The following is a 23691-nucleotide window of genomic DNA, read 5'->3' on the forward strand; positions in this document are numbered from 1 at the left end:
TTAAATTTCCTATCAAAACTCGCTTTCGCGATGGTTTTCGTAGTGTATAAAATGCTGAAAAAGATGCAACTAAATCCCGGCTGGTCAAACCACGATTTTACGCTATTTTGCGGTTTTTGCCTCAAATAACGCAAATGGTTTTCACATTTTTTAAATCATGTACATGCCGCCATTGACATGTAACGTTTCACCGGTGATATAGCCGGCCTCATCAGAGGCCAAAAATGCAACAGCGCTGGCGATTTCTTTAGCATCGCCCAGCCGGTTGGCTGGAACTGATGACAAAATGCCTGCACGTTGATCATCTGTCAACGCCCGTGTCATGTCCGTCTCAATAAAGCCAGGTGCCACGACGTTGACCGTAATGCCACGCGAAGCAACTTCACGTGCCAAAGATTTGCTAAAACCAATCAGACCGGCTTTAGCCGCCGCGTAGTTCGCCTGCCCTGCGTTCCCCATGGTGCCGACAACGGAACCGATGGTGATGATACGGCCAAACCGCTTTTTCATCATAGCGCGCATTACCGCTTTTGACAGGCGGAATACGGAAGTCAGGTTAGTGTCGAGGATATCCTCCCACTCATCATCCTTCATACGCATCAGCAGGTTATCACGCGTGATGCCGGCATTATTCACTAAAATGTCGATTTCGCCAAATTCGGCGCGAATCGATGCCAGCACGCTGTCGATAGATTGCGCATCAACAACGTTCAACATAAACCCTTTGCCGTTTGCGCCCAGGTAGCTGCTGATCGCTTCAGCGCCGCTCTCGCTGGTCGCGGTGCCGATCACTTTGGCGCCGCGTGCCACAAACGTTTCTGCAATGGCTCGGCCAATACCGCGGCTTGCGCCGGTGACCAGAACGATTTTACCTTCGAAGCTCATCATTTTCCTCTTTATTGTTCAAGCGCCGCCGACAGGCTGGCGGTGTCGTTCACCGCCGCAGCCGTCAGGGTGTCAACAATACGTTTAGTCAGACCGGTCAGCACTTTGCCCGGCCCCACTTCCAGCAGCGACGTCACTCCCTGTGCTGCGATAAATTCTACGCTCTCGGTCCAACGCACCGGGCTGTACAGCTGACGCACCAGCGCGCTGCGGATCGCTTCAGGATCGTTTTCGGTGCGCACGTCGACGTTGTTCACCACCGGCACCTGCGGCGCGTTGAAAGTGATGTCCTGCAGCGCTACGGCCAGCTTGTCGGCGGCCGGTTTCATCAGCGCGCAGTGCGAAGGCACGCTCACCGGCAGCGGCAGCGCACGTTTGGCTCCGGCGGCTTTGCAGGCGGCGCCCGCACGTTCAACCGCTTCTTTGTTGCCGGCGATGACCACCTGGCCCGGCGAGTTGAAGTTGACCGGAGAAACCACCTGCCCCTGTGCGGACTCTTCACACGCCTTGGCGATCGCGTCGTTGTCCAGACCGATGATGGCGTACATCGCGCCGGTGCCTTCCGGCACCGCTTCCTGCATCAGCTTGCCGCGCAGCTCGACCAGACGGATCGCCGCCTTGAAGTCCAGCACGCCGGCGCAGACCAGCGCCGAGTACTCGCCCAGGCTGTGGCCAGCCATCAGCGCAGGCGCTTTACCGCCCTGCTGCTGCCACACGCGGAAAATCGCCACCGAAGCGGCCAACAGAGCCGGTTGGGTCTGCCAGGTTTTGTTCAGTTCTTCCGCCGGACCTTGCTGCACCAGCTGCCACAGGTCGTAACCCAGGGCGGAAGAAGCCTCGCCGAAGGTTTCTTCGACGATCGGGAACTGTGCGGCCAACTCGGCCAGCATGCCAACGGTCTGCGACCCCTGGCCCGGGAAAACAAAAGCAAATTGCGTCATTTTTTCTTCCTGTCCAAATCAGAAACGAACCAGCGCCGAGCCCCAGGTAAAGCCGCCGCCGAAGGCTTCCAACAGCACCAGTTGACCACGCTGAATTCGCCCGTCGCGCACGGCTTCGTCCAGTGCGGAAGGCACCGAGGCGGCAGAGGTGTTGCCGTGACGATCGAGCGTCACCACCACTTTGTCCATCCCCATGCCCAGTTTTTTCGCCGTTGCGCTGATGATGCGCAGGTTGGCCTGGTGCGGCACCAGCCAATCCAGCTCGCTGCGGTCCATGTTGTTGGCCTGCAACGTCTCGTCGACGATGCGCGCCAGTTCGGTGACCGCAACCTTGAAGACTTCGTTGCCCGCCATGGTGACATAGGCCGGCTTGTCTTGATTCTGGCGATCCTTGTACGGCAGCGTCAGCAGGTTGCCGTAGCTGCCGTCGGCATGCAGATGGGTAGACAGAATGCCCGGCTCTTCAGACGCCCCAAGCACCACCGCACCCGCGCCATCGCCAAACAGGATGATGGTGCCGCGATCTTCAGGATCGAGCGTGCGCGACAAGACGTCCGCGCCGATAACCAGCGCATGTTTGACCGCGCCGTTTTTCACGTACTGATCGGCCACGCTGAGCGCATAAGTAAAGCCGGCGCAGGCCGCAGCCAGATCGAACGCCGCGCAGTCTTTGATGCCCAGCATTTGCTGCACCAGGCACGCCGCGCTCGGGAACGCGTGAGTGGTCGTGGTGGTCGCCACGATGATAAGCCCAATGTCTTCTTTAGCCACACCTGCCATTTCCAGCGCGTTCTCAGCGGCCTGGAAGCTCATCGTCGCAACGGTTTCATCCGCAGCGGCGATGCGACGTTCGCGGATACCGGTACGCGTGACGATCCATTCGTCAGAGGTATCCACCATTTTTTCCAAATCAGCATTGGTGCGCACTTGTACGGGCAAATAACTCCCCGTACCGAGAATCTTTGTATACATGTACGATCAGTCACTCTTAGGTAATACAGCCTCAAGGCGCGCAGCAATCCTTTCCGGGACTTGCCGCTGCACCGCCTGCACAGCCTGTTCGATTGCGACTGCAAACGCGTGAGGGTTCGCAGCGCCGTGGCTCTTGACTACGGTGCTGCGCAATCCTAACAGACATGCGCCATTATACTGGTCGGGGTTCAGGTGGCCGAACCGCTTAACCACCCGTTTTTGCAACCAACGGCCCAACAATTTCAACCACCACGCTCGCTTGTTTCCGTCGCCGGACGATTTCAACAGCGATAAGAACACCCTGACCACCCCTTCCATGGTTTTCAGGGTGACGTTGCCCACGAAGCCATCGCAAACCAACACGTCGGTCTTGCCGGTGAGCAGTTCGTTTCCTTCCAGGTAACCAATATAGTTGATTGCCGGAGTATTTTTTAGCACAGCGGCCGCTTCGCGGATATTATCCAGGCCTTTGGTCTCTTCTTCGCCAATATTCAGCAGCGCCACCCGCGGTTGCGCAATGCCGATCACCTCTTCCGCCATCACCGCCCCCATCACGGCAAACTGCACCAGCATGGTGCTGTCGCACTCGACGTTGGCGCCGAGATCCAGCACCACGGTTTTGCTGCGTTGCTGATTCGGGATCGCCGTCATCAGCGCCGGGCGCTCGATGCCTTCCAGCGGCTTGACCAACAGCTTCGCCAATCCCATCAGCGCACCGGTATTGCCGGCGCTGACGCACCCCTGCGCGTTTCCGCTGCTGAGCTGCTCGAGCGCAATGCGCATCGACGTGCCGCGGCTGGCGCGTATCGCTTGTGAAGGTTTGGCGTCGCCGGCGATCACGGACTCGGCGGGCACGACTTGCAGACGCTCCAGAAGAACCGGATCGGCGTGGGCAAGCAAGGGAGAGATGACGTCGGGATTGCCGACCAGCAGGAGATGAAGCTGTAAATTAGAGGCCAGTGCCTGCAACGAAGCAGGCACTGTGACGCAGGGACCGAAGTCCCCGCCCATTGCATCTAACGCCAGGGTTAGACGAGTCAAGGTATCGCTACTTAGCCGATAACCTTGCGACCGCGGTAGAAACCGTCGGCAGTGATGTGGTGACGACGGTGAGTTTCACCGGATACTTTGTCTACAGACAGAGTAGTCGTGGTCAGAGCATCGTGAGAACGACGCATGCCACGCTTGGAACGGGTTGGTTTATTCTGTTGTACGGCCATGGACCTTACTCCTCAATTACTTACGCTTTAAACTGGCTAATACGGCAAACGGATTCGGTTTCTCCGCCTCTGGAGGCAGTTGGCCAAATACCATGTCCGCTTCGGACACTTCACAGTGTTCAGATTCATGTACCGGAACGACAGGCAGTGAAAGAATAATTTCGTCTTCAATCATTGCCAACAGATCGACTTCGCCAAACTCGTCAACTTCGATCGGTTCGTACGCTTCCGGTAATGCCTCAGCCTGCTCATCATTGACGACCGGGCTAAAACAATATGTTGTGTGAACCTGATGTTCGAACGGGACTCCACAGCGTTGGCACATCAACGTTACCGTGACGTCCGCATGCCCTGTTATCACCGCGAGGCGTTGATTGTCGATATTAAACGACAACGACACCTCGACATCACTGTCCACACTGACCACGGAGTCGGCAACACGAGTAACCTGCTCAGGCGCATAGACACCAGCATAGTCCAGGCGTTTCTGAGCGGTACGTACCGCATCAATGGTCAAGGGTAATTTTACCTTTTGCATAGGGCGCGCATATTAACTTTGTAACGACATAGAGTCAAAGAAAAAGGCCGTAAAACGGCTCCTTTCACCAATATTCGCTTCCACAGCGGCCGACAGTTTAAAATGCCGTACCCATTTACGCTACGGTTTGCGAAAAAAATTATGCAGAGATTGCTTTTAGCCTCCACCTCCCCCTATCGAAAAATGCTGCTGGAGAAGCTGCAGCTGCCGTTCGACTGCGCCGCGCCGGAGGTGGATGAAACCCCCTTGCCCGGCGAAAGCGCGGAAGCGCTGGTGCTGCGCCTGGCGGCGGCGAAGGCTCAGGCGTTGGCCCTCGCCTATCCCGAGCATCTGATCATCGGCTCCGATCAGGTCTGCGTGATCGATGGCAACATCACCGGCAAGCCCCATACCGAGGAAAACGCCCGGGCGCAGCTGCGGCAGGCCAGTGGCCAAGCCGTGACTTTCTATACCGGCCTGGCGCTGTACAACGGCCGCAGCAAGCAGCTGCAAGCCTTGTGCGAGCCGTTTCACGTGCATTTTCGCGCGCTGAGCGAAGCGGAGATCGCCGCCTATGTGCGTCTGGAGCAACCGCTGAACTGCGCAGGCAGTTTCAAGAGCGAGGGATTGGGGATCGCGCTGTTCGACAAGCTGGAAGGCCGGGATCCGAACGCCCTGATCGGCCTGCCGTTGATCGCGCTGTTGGAGATGTTGCGGGCTGAAGGCATCAACCCGCTGGGGTGACGCAGATTACTTGGCCGCCTGCCGGCGCAGCACCTGCAGACAGTGGCGCAGCTCTTCGTCCATCGGCGCTTCGATGCGCATCGTTTCGCCGGTGGCCGGATGCTCGAAGCGCAGCGCCGCGGCGTGCAGGAACAGCCGCTTCAGGCCGGTACCCGCCAGTTGGCGATCGAACTCGCGGTCGCCATAGCGGTCGTCAAAGGCGATCGGGTGCCCGGCATGCAGAGTGTGCACGCGGATCTGGTGGGTACGCCCGGTGATTGGGCTAGCCTTCACCAGGGTGGCGAATTCGTAACGCTCCTCCACCTTGAAGCGGGTTTCCGAAGGCTTGCCTTCGCTGTTGACGCGCACGATGCGTTCACCGCTTTGCAGAATATTTTTCAGCAGCGGCGCCTGTACGGCCTTGCAGTGCGATTGCCATTGGCCGCGCACCAGCGCCAGATAATCTTTCTGCATGCCTTTCAGCCGCAGTTGCTCATGCAGCGAACGCAGCGCGGAACGCTTCTTGGCCACCAACAGCAAGCCGGAGGTATCGCGATCGAGCCGGTGCACCAGTTCAAGGAAACGAGCCTCCGGGCGCAGCGCGCGCAGCCCTTCGATCACGCCGAAGCTCAGGCCGCTGCCGCCGTGCACTGCGGTGCCGGAAGGCTTGTTGAGGATCAGCAGGTGGTCGTCTTCATACAAAATACAGTCGGCCAGCGCGGCCACCTTATCCAGCTTGGCCGACACCGGCGTCTCTTCGCGCTCGGCCACCCGCACCGGCGGCACGCGCACCACGTCGCCGGCCGCCAATTTGTATTCAACCTTGATGCGCCCTTTATTGACCCGCACCTCGCCTTTACGCACGATGCGATAAATCATGCTCTTCGGCACGCCTTTCAGGCGAGCGAGCAGAAAGTTGTCGATTCTCTGACCGGCTTCGTCGTCGGAAATCGTGATGAATTGTACTGCTGGATTGTTCGTTTTCATGGTGCGGGATTCTAAATAGAGCGCGTGAATAGCGCCACATCTTTTTCTGTGCTTAACTGTCTCTCTGACGGCGGGCGAAACCCCAGCGGACAATAAGGCAGCAAGCCGATTTGAACGTTTGCGATTTCTTCCGCAGTTAAGGAAAAGTCACCTTGCTATAACGGCATCAGCAGTGGAATAATGCAGTCACTTTCCGCGTTGATTCTCGTTAAACAGGGAAAACGGTGGAATTATAAAATTTGTCTGATCGCGCAAAAACGCAGCAATGGCGTAAGACGTAATGCGAAATCAAACAATTAGCGGGCTGCGGGTTGCAGCTTGGCCGGCAAATGGAATCAGATCTGTCGACGTAAATCAGAGGCTATTCCCCTAGTAAAAGTGCTGTCTTTCACAAAGAAAAGCAGGCTTACCGAGATAATGCGCCCCTATGCAGGCGACAACCGTGAGGTTGACGACTTTGCGAGAAGACACGGGGCTTTCGGTTTAACTCCGGCCATGAGGTTATTTTGCCCGCAGCTTTGTCGATAATGTAAAAATAACGAGTAAGTTAAGATGAAAAGAATGTTGATTAACGCAACTCAGCAGGAAGAGTTGCGTGTTGCCCTCGTAGATGGACAGCGGCTGTATGATTTGGATATTGAAAGTCCGGGTCATGAGCAGAAAAAAGCGAATATTTACAAAGGCAAAATCACCCGCATTGAACCAAGTCTTGAAGCAGCGTTCGTGGACTACGGCGCAGAACGACATGGTTTCCTCCCCCTTAAAGAAATCGCCCGCGAATACTTCCCTAGCAATTACTCTTCCCATGGTCGCCCGAACATCAAAGATGTGCTGCGCGAAGGCCAGGAAGTCATCGTTCAGGTAGACAAAGAAGAACGTGGCAACAAAGGCGCCGCCTTGACCACCTTCATCAGTCTGGCGGGCAGTTATCTGGTGCTGATGCCGAACAACCCGCGCGCCGGCGGTATTTCTCGCCGCATCGAGGGCGACGATCGCACCGAGCTGAAAGAAGCGCTCTCTTCGCTGCAACTGCCGGACGGCATGGGCCTGATCGTTCGCACCGCGGGCGTAGGCAAATCCGCCGACGCGCTGCAGTGGGATCTCTCCTTCCGCCTGAAGCACTGGGAAGCGATTAAAAAAGCCGCCGAAGGCCGCTCTGCGCCGTTCCTGATCCACCAGGAAAGCAACGTTATCGTGCGCGCCTTCCGCGATTACCTGCGCCCGGACATCGGCGAAATCCTGATCGACAACCCGAAAATTCTCGATCTGGCCAAAGAGCACATCGCTGCGCTGGGCCGCCCGGATTTCAGCAGCAAAATCAAACTGTACAGCGGTGAAATTCCTCTGTTCAGCCACTATCAGATCGAATCGCAGATCGAATCCGCCTTCCAGCGCGAAGTGCGCCTGCCGTCCGGCGGCTCGATCGTCATCGACAGCACCGAAGCGCTGACCGCCATCGACATCAACTCCGCGCGTGCAACCCGCGGCGGCGACATCGAAGAGACGGCGTTCAACACCAACCTGGAAGCGGCGGACGAGATCGCACGCCAGCTGCGCCTGCGCGACCTCGGCGGCCTGATCGTCATCGACTTCATCGACATGACGCCGGTTCGCCACCAGCGCGAAGTGGAAAACCGCCTGCGTGACGCCGTGCGCCAAGACCGCGCGCGCATCCAAATCGGCCGCATCTCCCGCTTCGGCCTGCTGGAAATGTCGCGTCAGCGCCTCAGCCCGTCGCTGGGCGAGTCCAGCCATCACGTGTGCCCACGCTGTAACGGCACCGGCACCATTCGCGACAACGAATCGCTGGCGCTGTCCATTCTGCGCCTGATCGAAGAAGAAGCGCTGAAGGAAAACACCAAAGAAGTTCACGCTATCGTGCCGGTTCAGGTCGCTTCGTACCTGTTGAACGAAAAGCGCGAATCCGTCAGCGCGATCGAAAAACGTCAGGGTGGCGTGAAAGCCGTCATCGTGCCGAACGATGAAATGCAAACCCCGCATTACTCGGTGCTGCGCGTGCGCAAGGGCGAGGAAACCTCTACCCTCAGCTACCTGCTGCCGAAACTGCACGAAGAAGACATGGAACGCCCGCTGGAAGACGCGCCGATGGAGCGCAAGCGTCCGGAGCAACCGGCCCTGGCTTCCTTCTCGCTGTCCGCCGATGCGCCGCCGCCGGCTGAAGAACCCGTCGCCGTGGCCAAGCCTGCCGCTGCAGCCGCCAAGGCGAAAGCCGCAGCGCCGGCCGCCGCCAAGCCGGGCTTCCTGGGCCGCCTGTTCGGTGGTCTGAAGAACTTGTTCGCCGGTGAAGAGCAACCTGCCGTCGAAGAAGCCAAACCAGCCGAAGCGCCGAAGGCGGAAAGCAACGGTGAAAACCGTCGTCAGGATCGTCGCGGTCAGCGCCGTCAAGGCACCGGCCGTAAAGAGCGCGGTGAGCGTAGCGACCGTGGCGATCGTCCGGAACGTGGCGAGCGTAAAGAGCGCGGTGAAGGCCGTGACAATCGCGAGCGCGACAACCGTGAACCGCGTGAGAACCGTGAAGGCCGTGAATCGCGTGAGTCCCGCGATGAGCAGCGCCGTAACCGCCGCAACCAGCAGCAGAACGCGCCGGTAGCGGAGGAAACCGCTTCAGAAGAAGGCGCTAAAGCGCCGCGCGAAGATCAGCAGCAACGCCGTGAGCAGCGCGCTGAACGCCAGCGTCGCCGTCAGGAAGAGAAACGTCAGGCTCAGCAGGAAGTGAAAGCGCTGGAAAGCGTTGAAGCGGTCGAGAGCACCGACGAAGAGCAGGAAGAACGCCAGCAGCAGAACATGCAGCGCCGTCAGCGCCGCACGCTGACGCAGAAAGTGCGTATCCTGTCTGCCGAAGAAGAGCTGCAGCGCGCAGCGGAAGAGCTGTTGGCGCCGAAAGCGCCGGTAGCGAAAGCCGAAGACGCGCAGCCGACCACCGACGACAGCGTCAAGCTGCTGCCGGAAACCGTTGCCGCACAGCCGGAAGACGATGCCCAGGGCGAAAGCCGCGGCAACGGCGAAGGCATGCCGCGCCGTTCCCGCCGTTCACCGCGCCACCTGCGCGTCAGCGGCCAGCGCCGCCGTCGTTACCGCGATGAACGTTACCCGCTGCAATCTCCAATGCCGCTGGCGGGCGCATTCGCTTCGCCGGAAATGGCATCGGGCAAAGTCTGGGTAAGCTACCCGGTCGCTCAGGTTGAAGAAGCCGAAGTGCAGACCGAAGCCGTAGAACAGGCTGTGGCACCGGTTGTCGCTGCCGCGGTTGAACAGCACAACGTTGCCGTGGAAGAAACCCAGGTGGCGGCCAGCGTCAACCCGCCTGCGCCAGAGGCCGCCGTTGAAACTGCTGCCGTTACCGTAACGGAAGAAGCTGCAGCCGTAGCGCCTGTCGTGGCTATCCCGGCCGAGGAAATCCCGGCGCCGGTGGAAACCGCCCCGGCAACTGTTGCAGTTGAACAGCCGAAAGCGGAAGAGACTGCCCCTGCAGTGGAAGCCGAGCCGGTAGCTGAAACCGTAGCTGTAGAGCCAGTGGTTGAACCTGCGCTAGCGGAAGACGAGCCTGTGGTCGAAACTGCACCGGTGGTAGAAGCCACGCCAGCGGAAGAAACGCCAATGGTAGAAGCCGCACCTGCGGCGGCAGCCGTGGAAGCCGCTCCGGTGGAACAAGCCCCTGCGCCAGTGGTTGCTCAGCAGCCGGCGCCGGTGAAAGCCGTGCAGGACGCGCTGTACAAACACATCGCCACTGCGCCGATGACCAAAGCGCCTGCGCCGGCCTACGTGCCGGAAGAACGCAAGCACAGCGACTGGCAGCGCCCTTCCTTCAACTTTGAAGGCAAAGGCTCCGCAGGCGGCCATTCGGCGGTGAGCCAGGCGACCGCGCCGGCCACCAAACCACAGCCGGTTAACGAATAAGTTAATCTGCAACCCTAAAAAAACCCGCCATCGGCGGGTTTTTTCTTGCCTGTAACGTCCTCAGGCGATCTTCTTCAGTTTTTTGATGTCCAGAACATCCAACTTGCCGTCAAGCCGGCTGACGAACTGCTGAAAATGCGCCGTCTCATTATGCTTATCCAGCGCTTCGCTGCTGGCCCAACGCTCAAAGAACACGAAAACGCCCGGTTTTTCCAGATCGCGATGCAAGTCATATTGCAGGTTGCCCAACTCCTGGCGGCTCGGCTCGATAATGTCGTGCACCGCTTCGCTGACGGCGGCTTCAAATCCCGCTTTCGCTTGCAGGGTGGCGATAACGCGTACTTCCATTGCTTTCTCCCTTTCCACTTGATGAAGGTCGACGGTATTGGCGTCGGCATCGTTGAAATCCCTGTTACTATGCGCCCGCCGCGCTATTGATTTCAACTTGTCGCCAACAAACAGATGCATCTGCGGCACTTTCCGCTTATCCTTACACCCCGGCGTGAATAAACCCATTATTCGCTTTTCATTAGACGTATTTGACCGCCGGAGCCTAGCTAGATGACCGCACAACCCCAAGTTCTGAAAATCCGCCGCCCAGACGACTGGCATATCCACCTGCGTGACGATGAAATGCTGAAAACGGTGGTGCCCTATACCAGCCAGGTATTTGGCCGGGCGATCGTGATGCCGAACCTGGTTCCGCCCGTAACGACCGTGGCCGCCGCGCGCGCCTACCGCGATCGCATTCTGGCGGCGGTTCCGCAGGGTCACAATTTCACTCCGCTGATGACCTGCTACCTGACCAACTCCCTGGCGGCCAGTGAACTGGTCAACGGCTTCGAACAAGGGGTGTTTACTGCCGCCAAGCTGTATCCGGCCAACGCCACCACCAACTCCAGCCACGGCGTCAGCGACGTGACCGGTATTTACCCGCTGTTCGAGCAGATGCAAAAAATCGGCATGCCATTGCTGATCCACGGCGAAGTGACCGATCCTGCCATCGATATTTTCGACCGCGAGGCGCGTTTTATCGAGCAGGTGATGGAACCGATTCGCCAACAGTTCCCTGAGCTGAAGATCGTCTTCGAGCACATCACCACCAAAGAAGCGGCGCAATACGTGCAGGCAGGCAATCGTTTCCTCGGCGCCACCATCACGCCACAGCACCTGATGTTCAACCGCAACCACATGCTGGTCGGCGGCATTCGCCCGCACCTGTTCTGCCTGCCGATCCTCAAGCGCAATGTCCACCAGGAAGCGCTGCGTCAGGCGGTCGCCAGCGGCTCGGATCGCTTCTTCCTTGGCACCGACTCCGCGCCGCACCTCAAGCATCGCAAAGAGTCCAGCTGCGGTTGCGCCGGCTGTTTCAACGCGCCGAATGCGATCCCGGCTTACGCAGCGGTCTTCGAACAGCTCGGCGCACTGGAGCACTTCGAAGCCTTCTGCTCGCTCAACGGCCCGCGCTTCTATGGCCTGCCGCTCAACGAAGACTTCATCGAACTGCAGCGCGTGCCAACCACCCAGCCGGAAGAGATTACCCTCGGCAATGAATCCGTGATCCCCTTCCTGGCGGGTGAAACCCTGAACTGGTCGCTGAAAGACTGATATTTTTGCTTCGCCCTCTTGCCCCTGCACTCGGTTAACTGTATAAATAAACAGTAAATCACTTCGGGGGCAATTATGCGTGTTGAAGTCACTATAGATAAAACCCGGCCGCTGCCGGCGGGCGCCATTGAGGCGCTGACCGGTGAACTGGGCAAGCGGGTCAACCGCCAGTTTCCAGACGCCGTCGTGCACGTACGTTATGCCGGCGCCAACGGGCTCTCCGTGCTGGGGGGCGCCAAAACCGACCGGGATCTGATCGAGGAAATCCTTCAGGAAACCTGGGAAAGCGCAGACGAATGGTTTAGCGCAGAATAACACTGCAATGCTGTTTTTGCCGGGGGTCGCTCTCCGGCTTTTTTGTTTCTGGCGCCCTGCCCATTCATCGCTTACCCTTACTCTGAAACAAAATTTGCCTCAGCGCTGTATTTAACGCAAAGGAGTAAGCATGGCCCCGGACAAGGTGAAATCCGAAGACGCAATGACGTTTGGCGAACTGCTGGCGCTGATTGCCGATCAGAAAAGGCGCTTGAACGTACTGGAAGTGGCCTTCTCTTACCTGGCCTTCAGCCTGGATGACAAAGCCAACCAGCGGCTGATCCACAGCCTGAAGCTGGAATCGCACAGCCAGAATCGTGATGCCGAAACGCAAAAGCATTTCGCCCATTTGGCCGAAGAGCTGGAAAAATGTCTGCACGGCGCATCGCCACCTGCCGACGCGGAATAACGCGCTGCGCTTGACTCATCCACTGCTGCACATACAAATTTGTAGAATAATTGTTCAAATAAATATTTATTTTGCAAATTTCGGTGACAACCCCCTCCACCGATGAAAGCGGATGCGTATACTGTAATTGCTCTCATGATGATGAGCCGCATTGATCCTCGTTAGTCACTCACGGTAGTTACTACTCAATAAGGGGTCTTTATGGACAGAAATGATGAAGTAATTCAGACGCACCCGCTTGTCGGTTGGGATATCAGTACTGTCGACGTTTACGACGCCATGATGATACGCCTTCATTACCTGTCTTCACTAGACCAAACGCCCGAAGAAGCCCAAGTAGACCGAACGCTTTGGCTGACTACAGATGTCGCCCGTCAATTAATCAATATCTTAGAGGCCGGCATCGCCAAGATTGAAGCTACGGATTACCAGGATCTTGATCGCAGAAAACATTGATACATCGTCCCCTAACCCCTAAGGCGCCGTGACCGATCCCGGCGCCTTTTCTTCGCCTTTCGCCGTTCAATCAGTGCATTGCGCTCGCCAACCTTTTATCATGGGGCGATAAGAAATCGCTATCAGAGAGGGTGGGCACGTGGAATATGATTTGATTGTGGTGGGCAGCGGTTCAGTCGGCGCGGCGGCAGGGTATTACGCTACCCGCGCCGGCTTGAAAGCGCTGATGATCGACAGCGCCATTCCTCCACACCGCAACGGCAGCCATCACGGCGATACCCGCATCATTCGTCACGCTTACGGCGAAGGTGAAAAGTACGTGCCGCTGGTGCTGCGCGCACAGGCGCTGTGGAATGCGCTGATTCAACAATCCGGTGAAGAACTGTTCCAGTCGTGCGGCGTGCTCAACCTGGGGCCGCAGCACTCCGAATTCATTCGCAATGCTCAGCAGAGCGCGCAAAAGTTTCGCCTTAATGCGCAAACCCTCAGCGCCGAACAGATCGCTCAACGCTGGCCGGAATTCCGCGCGCCGGAAGGTTACGTCGGTGTCTTCGAGCCGGACGCCGGCTTCCTGCGATCCGAACTGGCGGTTGCCAGCCTGATCAAACTGGCGAAAGAGGCCGGCTGCAGCCAGCTGTTCAACTGCCCGGTCAGCGCGGTGAACCCCATTGATGGCGGCGTTGAGGTCGTCACCGACGAAGGGCGTTTCACGGCGCGAAAAGCGGTGGTCACCGCAGGCACCTGGGTGAAGGCGCTGTTGCCGCAGCTGCCGATCGCGCCATTGCGCAAGGTATTCTCCTGGCATCAGGCGGACGGCCGCTACAGCGTGAACAATCGCTTCCCGGCCTTTACCGTCGAAGCGCAGGACGGCACGCACTATTACGGCTTCCCGGCGGATAACGATGGCCTGAAAGTGGGCAAACACGACGGCGGCCAGCCGATGGATGCCCCCGAGCAGCGCAAGCCCTTCGGCAGCTACGCCAGCGACGGCACGGAAGTTTTCTCCTTCCTGCGGCAATTTTTGCCGGGTGTAGGCGTATGTTTACACGGCGAAGCCTGCAGTTATGATATGAGCCCTGACGAAGACTTTATTATCGATACGCTGCCGGATTGCGATCGCCTGATGGTCATCAGCGGATTGAGCGGCCACGGCTTCAAGTTCGCCAGCGCTCTGGGCGAGATCGCCGCGCTGTTCGCGCAGGACAAAGCGCCGCCGGTTGACCTCTCCAGCTTTGGTCTGAAGCGATTTAGCTGAGCGGAGGATTTCGCTGTCCACGTTCCCGTCGAGCCCTGGACAGTGAAATCTGGCGGTTACAATTTATTAACCTGCTAACTCTTTTAAATACCAAGTAAAAATTCTGATAACGGAAATTTCTTGCATTCAGCATTTGAATTTCCGAATTGAACACTTGCAGTGTAAGTCCTATTTTACAGAAGATATGCTCCATCGGCTTTCAACAAGGACGTCACCATGAAACTACTTGTCGTGGACGAATGCTGCTTCACCCGGGTCGGTATAGCCAGCTACTTTGCTGATAGTGGGATTACGACGATCAAGTGCTGCCACAGCATTGAGTACGCTACGCCACTGTTGTCCAGCTTTCAGCCGAGCCACATTCTGGTGAACCTCAGCAACCAATGCCGCTATAACGAAGCGGACGCACAGCTGCTGGCATTTATGGAAGCCAGCCACTCTGCCTTGCTGTTTATCTATCTCGATACGCCTTACCCTTACAGCGAAGCGCCAATGCGCATCGCCGATAATGCCTTTCTGTTCAATAAAAGCATTCTGCCGCTCACCTTACGCACGCTGCGCGAAAATCCGCTGGCGCTGGCCGATGACGGCGAAGAGCGTTCCCTGTTCAGCCCGCAGGAACTGACGGTAATGAAATATTGGATGGCGGAGATGCCCAACTACCGCATCGCGAAAAAGCTGCAGATCAGCTCGCATACGGTGTACGTGCACAAACGTCACATCACGGAGAAGATCAACGCGCGCAACCGGCTGGAGTTCTACTCGCTGTATAACGTGCTGCGCTATTTCTACCCGCCGAGCACGCCAACAAATTCGACGCCGCTGGCGCTGCTGGCGGTATAGCATCAAGCCTGCGATAACGCAGGCTTTTTTATCACCGCTCTTCCAGCGCACACGCGCGGCGCGCTGTAAAAGACGTCGAGAAAAGGACTATAATCAAGGGTCCTTCTCTTCAGGCGGCTGAAATGTTAAACCGAATACTGGCGGCTATCGTCAACAATGTGCGTGAGCACCTGGTGCTTTACCTTTGTCTGTGGCTGGTGCTGCTGGCGTTGGATGTCTATTTCTTCTTCGTCATGTAATCCATGCCGCCGTTATTTCCCCGATTGAGCTTCAGCCGCTTCGGCGATCCCGCCCAGGTGCTGGAATTGCAGCAGATGAGCAGACCGCTGCTGCGCCCCGGACAGCAGTTATTGCAGATGCGCTATGCCCCGATCAACCCTTCCGATCTGATCCCGATCCACGGCCAATACGCGCACCGCATCGCCCTGCCGCAGGTGCCGGGATATGAAGGCGTGGGCGTCATCGTCAATCCGCAGAATGGGCATTCAACGGACCGACGCGCGCTGGCGGTAGCGGGTGACGGCAGTTGGCAAACCTTCGTCACGCTGCCTGAGGCTCGGGTGGTCTGGGTGCCGGATGACATTGACGACGCCTGCGCAGCGCAAATCTATATCAACCCGCTCACCTGCTGGGTGCTGTTGACGCAATGGCTGCCGCTCAACGCCGGCGACGTACTGCTGATCAACGGCGGCGGCTCCGCTGTCAGCCTGCTGCTGGCGCAGCTGACGGCGCTGCGCGGCATTCGTCTGGCGGTCGTGGTGCGCAACGCCGCTCATCGCCAGGCGTTACTGGCCGCCGGCGCCTGGCGCGTTATCGAAGCGCCACAGTTGGTGGAAATGACGAATTTTGGCGCCCGTGCGGCCATCGACTGCATCGGTGGGGAAGACGGATTGCAGCTGGCGCAGGCGGTCCGCACCGGCGGCGATTTTGTGGCGCTAGGCCTGCTGAGCGGCCGCCAGGTAGACTGGCGGCGCGTGGTGGACGAGTTAAAGCTGCGCGCTTCGCTGTTCCACCTGCGCAAATGGAACGCACAGGCGGCGCCGGCGCAGTGGCAGATGGCGTTTTATCAGCTATTCCAGCTGCTGCGGCGCGGCCAGCTGGCTTTGCGCCCACCCGCCGCGATTTATCCTTTGCATCAGTACGCAGCGGCGCTGCAGCAGGCCACGCAGCCCGGTGTGAACGGCAAGATCTTCCTCACTCCGGCGCCGCCGGAGGCTGACGCGGCGGGCGGCCGTCGCCCAGGATAACCGCCAGCCGATAGCCGCCCTCGGTGGTCTCCAGCGCGATGCGCGCCACGATCGTCAGCGGCACCGACAGCAACATGCCCACCGGGCCGAGCAGCCAGCCCCAAAAGATCAGCGACAGGAACACCACCAGCGTCGACAGCCCCAGCCCGCGCCCCATCACCCGTGGTTCGAGGATATTGCCGATCACCATGTTGACAGCGATAAAGCCGCCCGCCACCACCAGCGCATCGCCCAGCCCGTTGAACAACAGCGCCTGAATCAGCGGCGGAATGGCGGCCAATACCGAGCCAATGTTGGGAATGTAGTTGAGCAGAAACGCCAGCAGCCCCCAGATAAAAGCGAAGCGCACGCCGACCGCCGCCAGGAAGATCCAGACGATCACCCCGGTGGCCAGGCTGATGATGGTTTTAATCACCAGATAGCGCGTCACGCCGTCCAGCGCCCGCCGCACCGCGGCAAGGCCTTCGTCCGGCTTATCCAGCGCCAGCTGCAGCTTATACGGCAGCAGCTGCACTTCAAACAGCATAAACACCACGGTCATCAGCAGCAGGAAGACGTTGGTCATGGCGCCAGACAGGTGCCCCAGCATGCGGGTGACCAGATTCATCGCCGCGCTCGGATCGACATACTGCAGCATCGCTTCGCTGGAGAGGCTGATATTGAAGCGATCGGCGTAATGCTGCAGCTCGCGCAACTTCTCGATCATCATGCCGCGGTACTGCGGCAGCGAGCGGGCGAACTCATTGAGCGAAGCGCCCAGCATGCCGATAAACAGCATCACGACCACGATCACCGCCGTCAGCAGCAGCGTCACCCCGACGATACGCGGCACCCGCTTGCGTTCCAGCATCGCCACCAGCGGGTTCAACACCATGGCGAGAAATACCGCCAGCAAAAACGGCACCACGATGTCGGCGGCGGCTTTCACCCCGGCCAAAATGATCACCAACATCGCCAGCAGGACGGCCAGACGCAGGCTGCTGTCGGTCACGCGGGTTCGGCCCATGACGTTTCCTTGTTATTTCACTGGGTTAACCGGCCACCAAGAGCCGACTCTTGGCGCTAATGGTAGCAAAATCCACCGTCACGCCGCAGAGGATTTCGCCTAACCGTTCGAAAAAATTAATCTTTCCGCCCTGCTCTTTGCCGCAAGAAATAGGCATAACCTTTGCCAACAAATAATTCCACCGAGCAACTCATGGACGATTTACGTAAAATGACAAAAGCTGACATTAATAAATAATAAGCCTAATTTTCAACAACTAGCACAACCGCCCCATGAAGGAAATAATATCATCTTCAACGATTTATCTGATGAAGCCCGAACATCTCAAACAAATTCACTGACTAATATTTCTAAGAAGTAACATAGTTAAATTTATTATTGATTTTATGTTTCCTAAAGTTTAATTATTGCAGCCAGCCAATCGGTAATCGAAGGAAACAGGATGCTCTGGAAAAATACCGCCGATCGTTTCGGCCATGTGTCAGTGTTGATCCACTGGCTGGTGGCGCTGACGGTGTACGGCATGTTCGCACTTGGCCTGTGGATGGTCACGCTGGGCTATTACGACGTCTGGTACCATCAGGCGCCGGAGATCCACAAAAGCATCGGCACGCTGCTATTCATCGTGATGGTGATCCGCGTGGTCTGGCGCTTTGTCTCGCCGCCGCCCAAACCTCTGGCCAGCTATGGCCGCCTCACTCGCGTCAGCGCCATCCTCGCGCATCTGGCGCTGTACGCCGTGTTGTTCGGCATTCTGATCAGCGGCTATCTGATCTCCACCGCCGACGGCCAACCGATCAGCGTGTTCGGCTGGTTCGACGTGCCCGCCACCGTGACCGGCATGGCGGAGCAAGCCGACACCGCCGGCGCCATACACCTTTACCTGGCCTGGGCCGTGGTTGTGCTTTCGGTACTGCACGGGCTGGCCGCGCTTAAACATCACTTTATCGATCGTGATGTCACTTTGAAACGGATGCTGGGTAGCAGCGCCGATTAACCTTTGGATTTATGGAGATTGCTATGTTGAAAAAGACCGTATTGGGCCTGACCGCAGGCGCCCTGCTGCTGAGCGCCGGTTCCGCACTGGCGGCGGACTACAAGATCGACAAACAGGGCCAGCACGCCTTTATCGAGTTCCGCATCCAGCACCTGGGCTACAGCTGGCTGTACGGCAGCTTTAAAGACTTCGACGGCGGCTTCACCTTCGACGAAAAAGATCCTTCGAAGGACAAGGTCAACGTGACCATCAATACCGCCAGCGTCGACACCAACCATGCCGAGCGCGACAAGCACCTGCGCAGCGCCGAGTTCCTCAACGTGGAGAAGAACAAACAGGCCAAGTTTGAATCCACCGAAGTGAAGAAAAACGGCGACGGTTATGCGGTGGTCGGCAACCTGACGCTGAACGGCGTGACCAAGCCCGTCACGCTGGACGCCAAACTGATTGGCCAGGGCAACGATCCGTGGGGCGGCTACCGCGCCGGCTTTGAAGCCAACGGCAAGATCAAGCTGAAAGATTTCGGCATTACCACCGATCTGGGCCCGGCGTCGCAAGACGTTGAGCTGATCATCTCCGTAGAAGGCGTGCGCGAGAAATAAAAAAAAGCCCGGCTTGGCGGCCGGGCTTCTCATTTCCTCAGGCTCAGCGGGCTGGGCCTTCTTCTTCCGGTGCCGGAATGTGCATCGTGGTCTGCAACAATCCTTTCGATTTATTGAAAATCTTGACGCCATTTTCGCGGCCGGCACGGCGCGCGCGCTGCTCTTCGCGCGGCAGCTTCAGCTCTTCGCGGCAAATCTCGCTGCAGCATCCTTCAAACTTGGCGGCGCAGCTCGGGCACTGAATGAACAGCAGATGGCAGCCGTCGTTCTTGCAGTTGGTATGGGTATCGCACGGCGCGCCGCACTGGTGGCAGTTGGCGATCACATCGTCGGAGATGCGCTCGCCCATGCGCTCATCGAACACGAAGTTTTTGCCGATAAACTTCAGCGGCAACCCCTGTTCTTTCGCTTTGCGGGTGTACTCGATGATCCCGCCTTCCACGTGGTAGATGTTTTTAAAACCGTTGTGCAGCATATAGGCGCTGGCTTTTTCACAGCGAATGCCGCCGGTGCAGTACATGACGATATTCTTGTCTTTGCTGTCCTGCAGCATCTCCACCGCCATCGGCAGCTGATCGCGGAAGGTATCCGACGGCACCTCGATGGCATTTTCGAAGTGGCCAACTTCGTACTCATAGTGGTTGCGCATATCGACAAATACCGTATTCGGATCGTCGATCATCTGATTAACGCGATCGGCCTGCAGATACTCGCCGACGTTGCTCGGATCGAAGCTCTCGTCATCGATGCCGTCGGCCACGATGCGCTCACGCACCTTGAGGCGCAGCACCCAGAAGGATTTGCCGTCGTCTTCCAGCGCGATATTCAGGCGGACCTGATCCAACGCCGGGTGCGAGGCGAACAGCGCGGCTTTGAACGCGTCGAAGTGATGCTGCGGCACGCTGATCTGCGCGTTGATGCCCTCTTTCGCCACGTAGATGCGGCCGAACACCTTCAGTTTTTCGAACTGAATGTACAGGCTGTCGCGAAACGCCTTGGGATCGTCGATGGAGAAGTATTTGTAAAAAGAAACTGTGGTGCGCGGCTCGGTTTCCGCCAGCATGCGCGCCTTCAGTTCCTCATTAGAAATTCGGTTATGTAACACTGGCATGGTGTACTTTCCTGTCTTTCGGGAGGTGACTGATTACCGCGCGCAGCCAGCAGGCCCGCGCGCGGCGCACATCATACCCGAAAAACCGCCGCCGCGCAGCCCTGGCGCAAGCGCCCCGTTCAGCGTCCGCCGCCTTCGGTAAACGCGGAAGCCACCATACCGAGCGCCATCATCACGCCGGCAAGCGCCAATATCGCGTTCATCTGCAAATGTGCGCCGACGCTGCCGACCGCCGCGCCCAACACCAGCAGCCCCGCACTGATCCATGGTGCCAACATATTTACCCTCTGAATAATTACCGACAATAATATCGCCATTATCTTTGGCAGGAAAGATTGTGGAAAAATTCGGCATTCGATGCATATTTAACGCCCAAAAAGGGATTTTAATGCGTTGTGTTTTCCCGGATCGCCAGAAAAATGCCACAATAGTCGCAAACAAACGGCAGAAACGAACCTTGCCGCCGAGTTCACCCGGCTGCCAGACCGTGCGATGACGCTGTCATTACACTTAAACAACCGTATTCAAACAGAGAACCCATGACTCAAGTTCCTACTTTCAATCGCTCCTTATTGCACCCGCGCTACTGGCTGACCTGGGTCGGCATCGGCTTGCTGTATCTGCTGGTGTTGCTGCCTTACCCCGTCATCTACTGGCTCGGCACCTCGATTGGGCGATTTTCCATGCGCTTTCTCAAGCGGCGCGTCGCTATCGCCCAGCGCAACCTCGAGCTCTGTTTTCCCGACATGCCGCAGGCCGAACGCGATGCGCTGGTGGTAAAGAATTTCGAATCGGTCGGCATGGGGCTGTTTGAAACCGGCATGGCGTGGTTCTGGCCCAACTGGCGCATCGAGCGCTGGTTCAAGGTCAGCGGCCTGGAGCATATCCAAAAAGCGCGCGACAACCAGCAGGGCGTGCTGCTGATTGGCCTGCACTTTTTGACGCTGGAGCTGGGCGCGCGCATCTTCGGCATTCACAACCCGGGCATCGGCGTTTACCGCCCGCACGACAACAAGCTGATGGACTGGCTGCAAACCTGGGGGCGCATGCGTTCCAACAAGTCGATGCTGGATCGCAAGGACGTCAAAGGCATGATCCGCGCCCTGAAACAGGGCGATATCATCTGGTATGCGCCGGATCACGACTACGGCCCGCGCAGCAGCGTTTTCGTGCCGCTGTTCGCAGTGGACAAAGCCGCCACCACCACCGGCAGCTATGTGCTGGTGCGAATGGGTAAACCGGCGATCATTCCGTTCACCCCGCGCCGCCTGCCGGACGGCAAAGGGTATGAGCTGATCATGCAGCCGGCGGTGGAAAACTTCCCGCTGGATAATGAACTCGACGCCGCCGCCTTCATGAACAAAGTGGTGGAAAAAGAGATCCTGATGGCGCCGGATCAATACATGTGGCTGCATCGCCGCTTCAAGACCCGCCCGGAAGGCGAGCCTTCGCTTTACTGATAAAACCAACCCGCCGCCGGCGGGTTTTTTATTGCGCGCCTCTTGAGAATCGCCGGCGAGGGTGGGATGGTAATGCCTTTGCCGCCACCCCCTGGAGCCGCTATGTACATTGTCAGCCTGACCTACCATCGCCCGATCGCCGACGTCGACAGCCACCTTGACGGGCACATCGCCTGGCTTAAGAAATATTTTCAGGACGGCACCTTCGTCGCTTCCGGCCGCAAGAATCCCCGCACCGGCGGCGTGATCCTGGCCAAAGGCATTGAGCGTGCGCAACTGGACGCCATCCTGGCCGAAGATCCGTTCAACGCCGTGGCCCACTACGAGGTCACCGACTTTAGCGCCACCACCACCGCTGCCGGTTTCGAGGCGCTGGCCGGCTTATAAAACGCTGTAAATTCCGCGCGCCAAGCGCGGAATAAGGTTTAAACGTTATTTTTAAAACTTTATTTCATTTTTCGCCCAATCTTTGTCCCCTCATTTGCCGTCGCCGCGCTTGCGGCGCATACTTACCAGGCTAACTTTTCACGTTTTGCCCCTTCATCTTTGCCACCGGCAAAACGCGTCACCTTTCGGCAATGGACATTTATGGCTTCGGCAGCAGAACCCGTTAACTGGAAACGCAACCTTTTCGTCGCCTGGCTGGGATGCTTTCTCACCGGCGCCGCCTTCAGCCTGGTGATGCCGTTTCTGCCGCTGTACGTAGAGACGCTGGGCGTAACCGGCCATCAGGCGCTCAACATGTGGTCCGGTCTGCTGTTCAGCATCACCTTCCTGTTTTCCGCTATCGCCGCGCCGTTCTGGGGCGCCCTGGCCGACCGACGCGGCCGCAAACTGATGCTGCTGCGTTCGGCGCTCGGTATGGCGATCGTCATGGCGCTGATGGGCATGGCGCAAACGGTCTGGCAGTTTCTCGCGCTGCGTGCGGTGCTGGGGCTGCTCGGCGGCTTCATTCCCAACGCCAACGCGCTGATCGCCACCCAGGTGCCGCGCAACCGCAGCGGCTGGGCGCTCGGCACCCTGTCTACCGGCGGCGTCGGCGGCGCGCTGGTCGGCCCGCTGATCGGGGGGCTGCTGGCCGATTTATACGGCCTGCGCCCGGTGTTTTACATCACCGCCGCGGTGCTGTTCGTCTGCTTCGTGCTGACGTTGCTGTATGTCAAAGAACAATTCACCCCGGTGCAAAAGCGCGACATGTTGCATGCAAAACAGGTGTTCGCTTCGCTGAAAAACCCGAAGCTGGTGCTCAGCCTGTTCGTCACCACCATGATCATCCAGATCGCCACCGGCTCGATCGCGCCGATCCTGACGCTGTATGTGCGCGATTTGGCCGGCGCCACCCATAACCTGGCGTTTATCAGCGGGCTGATCGCCTCGGTGCCCGGCGTCGCGGCATTGATGAGCGCCCCGCGGCTGGGCAAGCTGGGCGATCGCATCGGCCCGGAACGCATACTGGTATTCATGCTGATCGTCTCGGTGCTATTGCTGATCCCGATGGCGTTCGTGCAAACGCCGTGGCAGCTCGGGGTGCTGCGTTTTCTGCTGGGGGCGGCCGACGGCGCGTTGCTGCCGGCGGTACAGACGTTGTTAATTTATAACTGCACCAATCAGGTGGCCGGCCGTATTTTCAGCTATAACCAGTCGTTCCGTGACGTCGGCAACGTCAGCGGTCCGCTGCTCGGCGCCGCAGTCTCCGCCGGTTACGGTTTTCGCGCGGTCTTCGCCGTCACCGCTTTAGTGGTGCTGTTCAACGCGGGTTATTCCTGGTGGTGTCTGCGGCGGCGGCCGAGCTATTTGCGGGAAGACACACTGCAGGAAGAGCAATAGCTGCATTTATCGCCAGTTGCCTCCGTTGACCAGATCAATGGCGCATTTCCCCCACTTTTAATAATGCCTCCTTCGGGCTGGCGTATTTTCGCCCCACCCAGAACATTCTTATCCCAACGCTTTGTTTATCAACAATTAATTAACTTTCAGCGTATAAAACCCGCTGTCAATCATATTCCTGTCATAACCAACAGAAAAACCAGAAAAGGAGATGCTTGTCGACTTTTCGTCTAAAAAATGGGATACAGGTACTAGACAAAACCAACGACCAGTTATCAAATGGTTAAATAATATCACGCCAGATGTGAAACATCGGCCAAGTGAAGAAAAGGTCAGCACGCTTTCCACGGTTTATCAGCGTTGCAGCCGCGGTGTTTGTCGGGTAATCCGCA

The 23691-nt window shown here is 57.9% G+C and carries 26 protein-coding genes; 15 read left to right on the forward strand and 11 right to left on the reverse strand.

Annotation, left to right across the window (positions count from 1 at the left end):
• Positions 1-150: 150 nt before the first annotated feature.
• The 6 genes from fabG to yceD are packed head-to-tail and all read right to left on the reverse strand — an operon-like array spanning position 151 to position 4556.
• Positions 151-885 (reverse strand): 3-oxoacyl-ACP reductase FabG, encoded by a 735-nt coding sequence (gene fabG / locus ACP39K_RS12035; RefSeq protein WP_016928193.1) that lies wholly within the window; start codon positions 883-885, stop codon positions 151-153.
• A gap of 11 nt (positions 886-896) precedes the next feature.
• Entirely contained in the window at positions 897-1826 is a 930-nt protein-coding gene (fabD, locus tag ACP39K_RS12040) for an ACP S-malonyltransferase (protein WP_015377451.1), read from the reverse strand.
• An 18-nt stretch (positions 1827-1844) separates the two neighbouring features.
• Positions 1845-2798, reverse strand: coding sequence for a beta-ketoacyl-ACP synthase III (locus ACP39K_RS12045; RefSeq protein ID WP_028128023.1), 954 nt, complete (start codon positions 2796-2798; stop codon positions 1845-1847).
• 6 nt (positions 2799-2804) lie between these two features.
• Positions 2805-3839: a phosphate acyltransferase PlsX gene (gene plsX, locus ACP39K_RS12050; protein WP_004928717.1), complete on the reverse strand. Its 1035-nt coding sequence runs from the start codon at positions 3837-3839 to the stop codon at positions 2805-2807.
• Positions 3840-3850: 11 nt separating this feature from the next.
• Entirely contained in the window at positions 3851-4018 is a 168-nt protein-coding gene (rpmF, locus tag ACP39K_RS12055) for a 50S ribosomal protein L32 (RefSeq protein WP_004927778.1), read from the reverse strand.
• A gap of 16 nt (positions 4019-4034) precedes the next feature.
• Positions 4035-4556, reverse strand: coding sequence for a 23S rRNA accumulation protein YceD (gene yceD, locus ACP39K_RS12060; RefSeq protein WP_004927780.1), 522 nt, complete (start codon positions 4554-4556; stop codon positions 4035-4037).
• Between the two features lie 141 nt (positions 4557-4697).
• Between yceD and ACP39K_RS12065 the strand changes: the two genes are divergently transcribed.
• Positions 4698-5279 (forward strand): Maf family protein, encoded by a 582-nt coding sequence (locus tag ACP39K_RS12065; RefSeq protein WP_497008530.1) that lies wholly within the window; start codon positions 4698-4700, stop codon positions 5277-5279.
• Between the two features lie 6 nt (positions 5280-5285).
• Here the strand turns inward: ACP39K_RS12065 and rluC are convergent, their stop codons facing one another.
• Positions 5286-6245, reverse strand: coding sequence for a 23S rRNA pseudouridine(955/2504/2580) synthase RluC (gene rluC, locus ACP39K_RS12070; protein WP_497008531.1), 960 nt, complete (start codon positions 6243-6245; stop codon positions 5286-5288).
• A gap of 552 nt (positions 6246-6797) precedes the next feature.
• On the opposite strand from rluC, the gene rne reads away from it, so the two are divergent.
• On the forward strand, positions 6798-10163 hold the full coding sequence (rne, locus tag ACP39K_RS12075) for a ribonuclease E (protein ID WP_147826929.1): 3366 nt from the start codon (positions 6798-6800) through the stop codon (positions 10161-10163).
• A 60-nt stretch (positions 10164-10223) separates the two neighbouring features.
• On the opposite strand, the gene ACP39K_RS12080 is transcribed toward rne, so the two are convergent.
• Positions 10224-10511, reverse strand: coding sequence for a putative quinol monooxygenase (locus tag ACP39K_RS12080; RefSeq protein WP_015377446.1), 288 nt, complete (start codon positions 10509-10511; stop codon positions 10224-10226).
• A 213-nt stretch (positions 10512-10724) separates the two neighbouring features.
• Between ACP39K_RS12080 and pyrC the strand changes: the two genes are divergently transcribed.
• The 8 genes from pyrC to ACP39K_RS12120 all read left to right on the forward strand — a co-directional run bounded on the left by pyrC (position 10725) and on the right by ACP39K_RS12120 (position 16296).
• Entirely contained in the window at positions 10725-11771 is a 1047-nt protein-coding gene (gene pyrC / locus ACP39K_RS12085) for a dihydroorotase (protein ID WP_048795836.1), read from the forward strand.
• 75 nt (positions 11772-11846) lie between these two features.
• Entirely contained in the window at positions 11847-12086 is a 240-nt protein-coding gene (gene dinI / locus ACP39K_RS12090; RefSeq protein ID WP_015377444.1) for a DNA damage-inducible protein I, read from the forward strand.
• 130 nt (positions 12087-12216) lie between these two features.
• Entirely contained in the window at positions 12217-12495 is a 279-nt protein-coding gene (locus ACP39K_RS12095; protein WP_004927809.1) for a hypothetical protein, read from the forward strand.
• Positions 12496-12696: 201 nt separating this feature from the next.
• Positions 12697-12951, forward strand: coding sequence for a biofilm formation regulator BssS (gene bssS / locus ACP39K_RS12100; protein ID WP_004927812.1), 255 nt, complete (start codon positions 12697-12699; stop codon positions 12949-12951).
• Positions 12952-13090: 139 nt separating this feature from the next.
• Positions 13091-14206 (forward strand): N-methyl-L-tryptophan oxidase, encoded by a 1116-nt coding sequence (gene solA, locus ACP39K_RS12105; protein WP_028128020.1) that lies wholly within the window; start codon positions 13091-13093, stop codon positions 14204-14206.
• Positions 14207-14422: 216 nt separating this feature from the next.
• Positions 14423-15049 (forward strand): LuxR C-terminal-related transcriptional regulator, encoded by a 627-nt coding sequence (locus ACP39K_RS12110; RefSeq protein ID WP_048795835.1) that lies wholly within the window; start codon positions 14423-14425, stop codon positions 15047-15049.
• 122 nt (positions 15050-15171) lie between these two features.
• Complete coding sequence (locus ACP39K_RS12115) at positions 15172-15288, forward strand: DUF2770 family protein (protein WP_004927822.1); 117 nt, start codon at positions 15172-15174, stop codon at positions 15286-15288.
• 3 nt (positions 15289-15291) lie between these two features.
• The gene (locus ACP39K_RS12120) at positions 15292-16296 is read left to right on the forward strand and encodes a zinc-dependent alcohol dehydrogenase family protein (protein ID WP_497008532.1); all 1005 of its coding nucleotides are present in this window, start codon (positions 15292-15294) and stop codon (positions 16294-16296) included.
• On the opposite strand, the gene ACP39K_RS12125 is transcribed toward ACP39K_RS12120, so the two are convergent.
• Positions 16244-17302, reverse strand: coding sequence for an AI-2E family transporter (locus ACP39K_RS12125; protein ID WP_497008533.1), 1059 nt, complete (start codon positions 17300-17302; stop codon positions 16244-16246). The genes ACP39K_RS12120 and ACP39K_RS12125 overlap by 53 nt on opposite strands.
• A gap of 442 nt (positions 17303-17744) precedes the next feature.
• Between ACP39K_RS12125 and ACP39K_RS12130 the strand changes: the two genes are divergently transcribed.
• Both ACP39K_RS12130 and ACP39K_RS12135 read left to right on the forward strand, forming a co-directional pair.
• Positions 17745-18299, forward strand: a complete 555-nt coding sequence (locus ACP39K_RS12130) for a cytochrome b (protein WP_016928207.1) — start codon at positions 17745-17747, stop codon at positions 18297-18299.
• Between the two features lie 23 nt (positions 18300-18322).
• Positions 18323-18901, forward strand: a complete 579-nt coding sequence (locus ACP39K_RS12135; RefSeq protein ID WP_015377429.1) for a YceI family protein — start codon at positions 18323-18325, stop codon at positions 18899-18901.
• A gap of 43 nt (positions 18902-18944) precedes the next feature.
• On the opposite strand, the gene trhO is transcribed toward ACP39K_RS12135, so the two are convergent.
• Positions 18945-20012, reverse strand: coding sequence for an oxygen-dependent tRNA uridine(34) hydroxylase TrhO (gene trhO / locus ACP39K_RS12140; RefSeq protein WP_048795831.1), 1068 nt, complete (start codon positions 20010-20012; stop codon positions 18945-18947).
• Between the two features lie 119 nt (positions 20013-20131).
• On the reverse strand, positions 20132-20290 hold the full coding sequence (locus tag ACP39K_RS12145; protein WP_016928210.1) for a hypothetical protein: 159 nt from the start codon (positions 20288-20290) through the stop codon (positions 20132-20134).
• 261 nt (positions 20291-20551) lie between these two features.
• Between ACP39K_RS12145 and ACP39K_RS12150 the strand changes: the two genes are divergently transcribed.
• The 3 genes from ACP39K_RS12150 (at position 20552) to mdtG (ending at position 23299) form a co-directional block, all read left to right on the forward strand.
• Positions 20552-21472 (forward strand): Kdo(2)-lipid IV(A) acyltransferase, encoded by a 921-nt coding sequence (locus tag ACP39K_RS12150; protein WP_015377426.1) that lies wholly within the window; start codon positions 20552-20554, stop codon positions 21470-21472.
• 102 nt (positions 21473-21574) lie between these two features.
• Positions 21575-21859, forward strand: a complete 285-nt coding sequence (locus tag ACP39K_RS12155) for a YciI family protein (protein WP_016928212.1) — start codon at positions 21575-21577, stop codon at positions 21857-21859.
• 201 nt (positions 21860-22060) lie between these two features.
• Positions 22061-23299, forward strand: coding sequence for a multidrug efflux MFS transporter MdtG (gene mdtG, locus ACP39K_RS12160; RefSeq protein WP_016928213.1), 1239 nt, complete (start codon positions 22061-22063; stop codon positions 23297-23299).
• The last annotated feature ends 392 nt before the right edge of the window (positions 23300-23691 follow it).

It is taken from the genome of Serratia sp. EC4, from assembly GCF_059652115.1.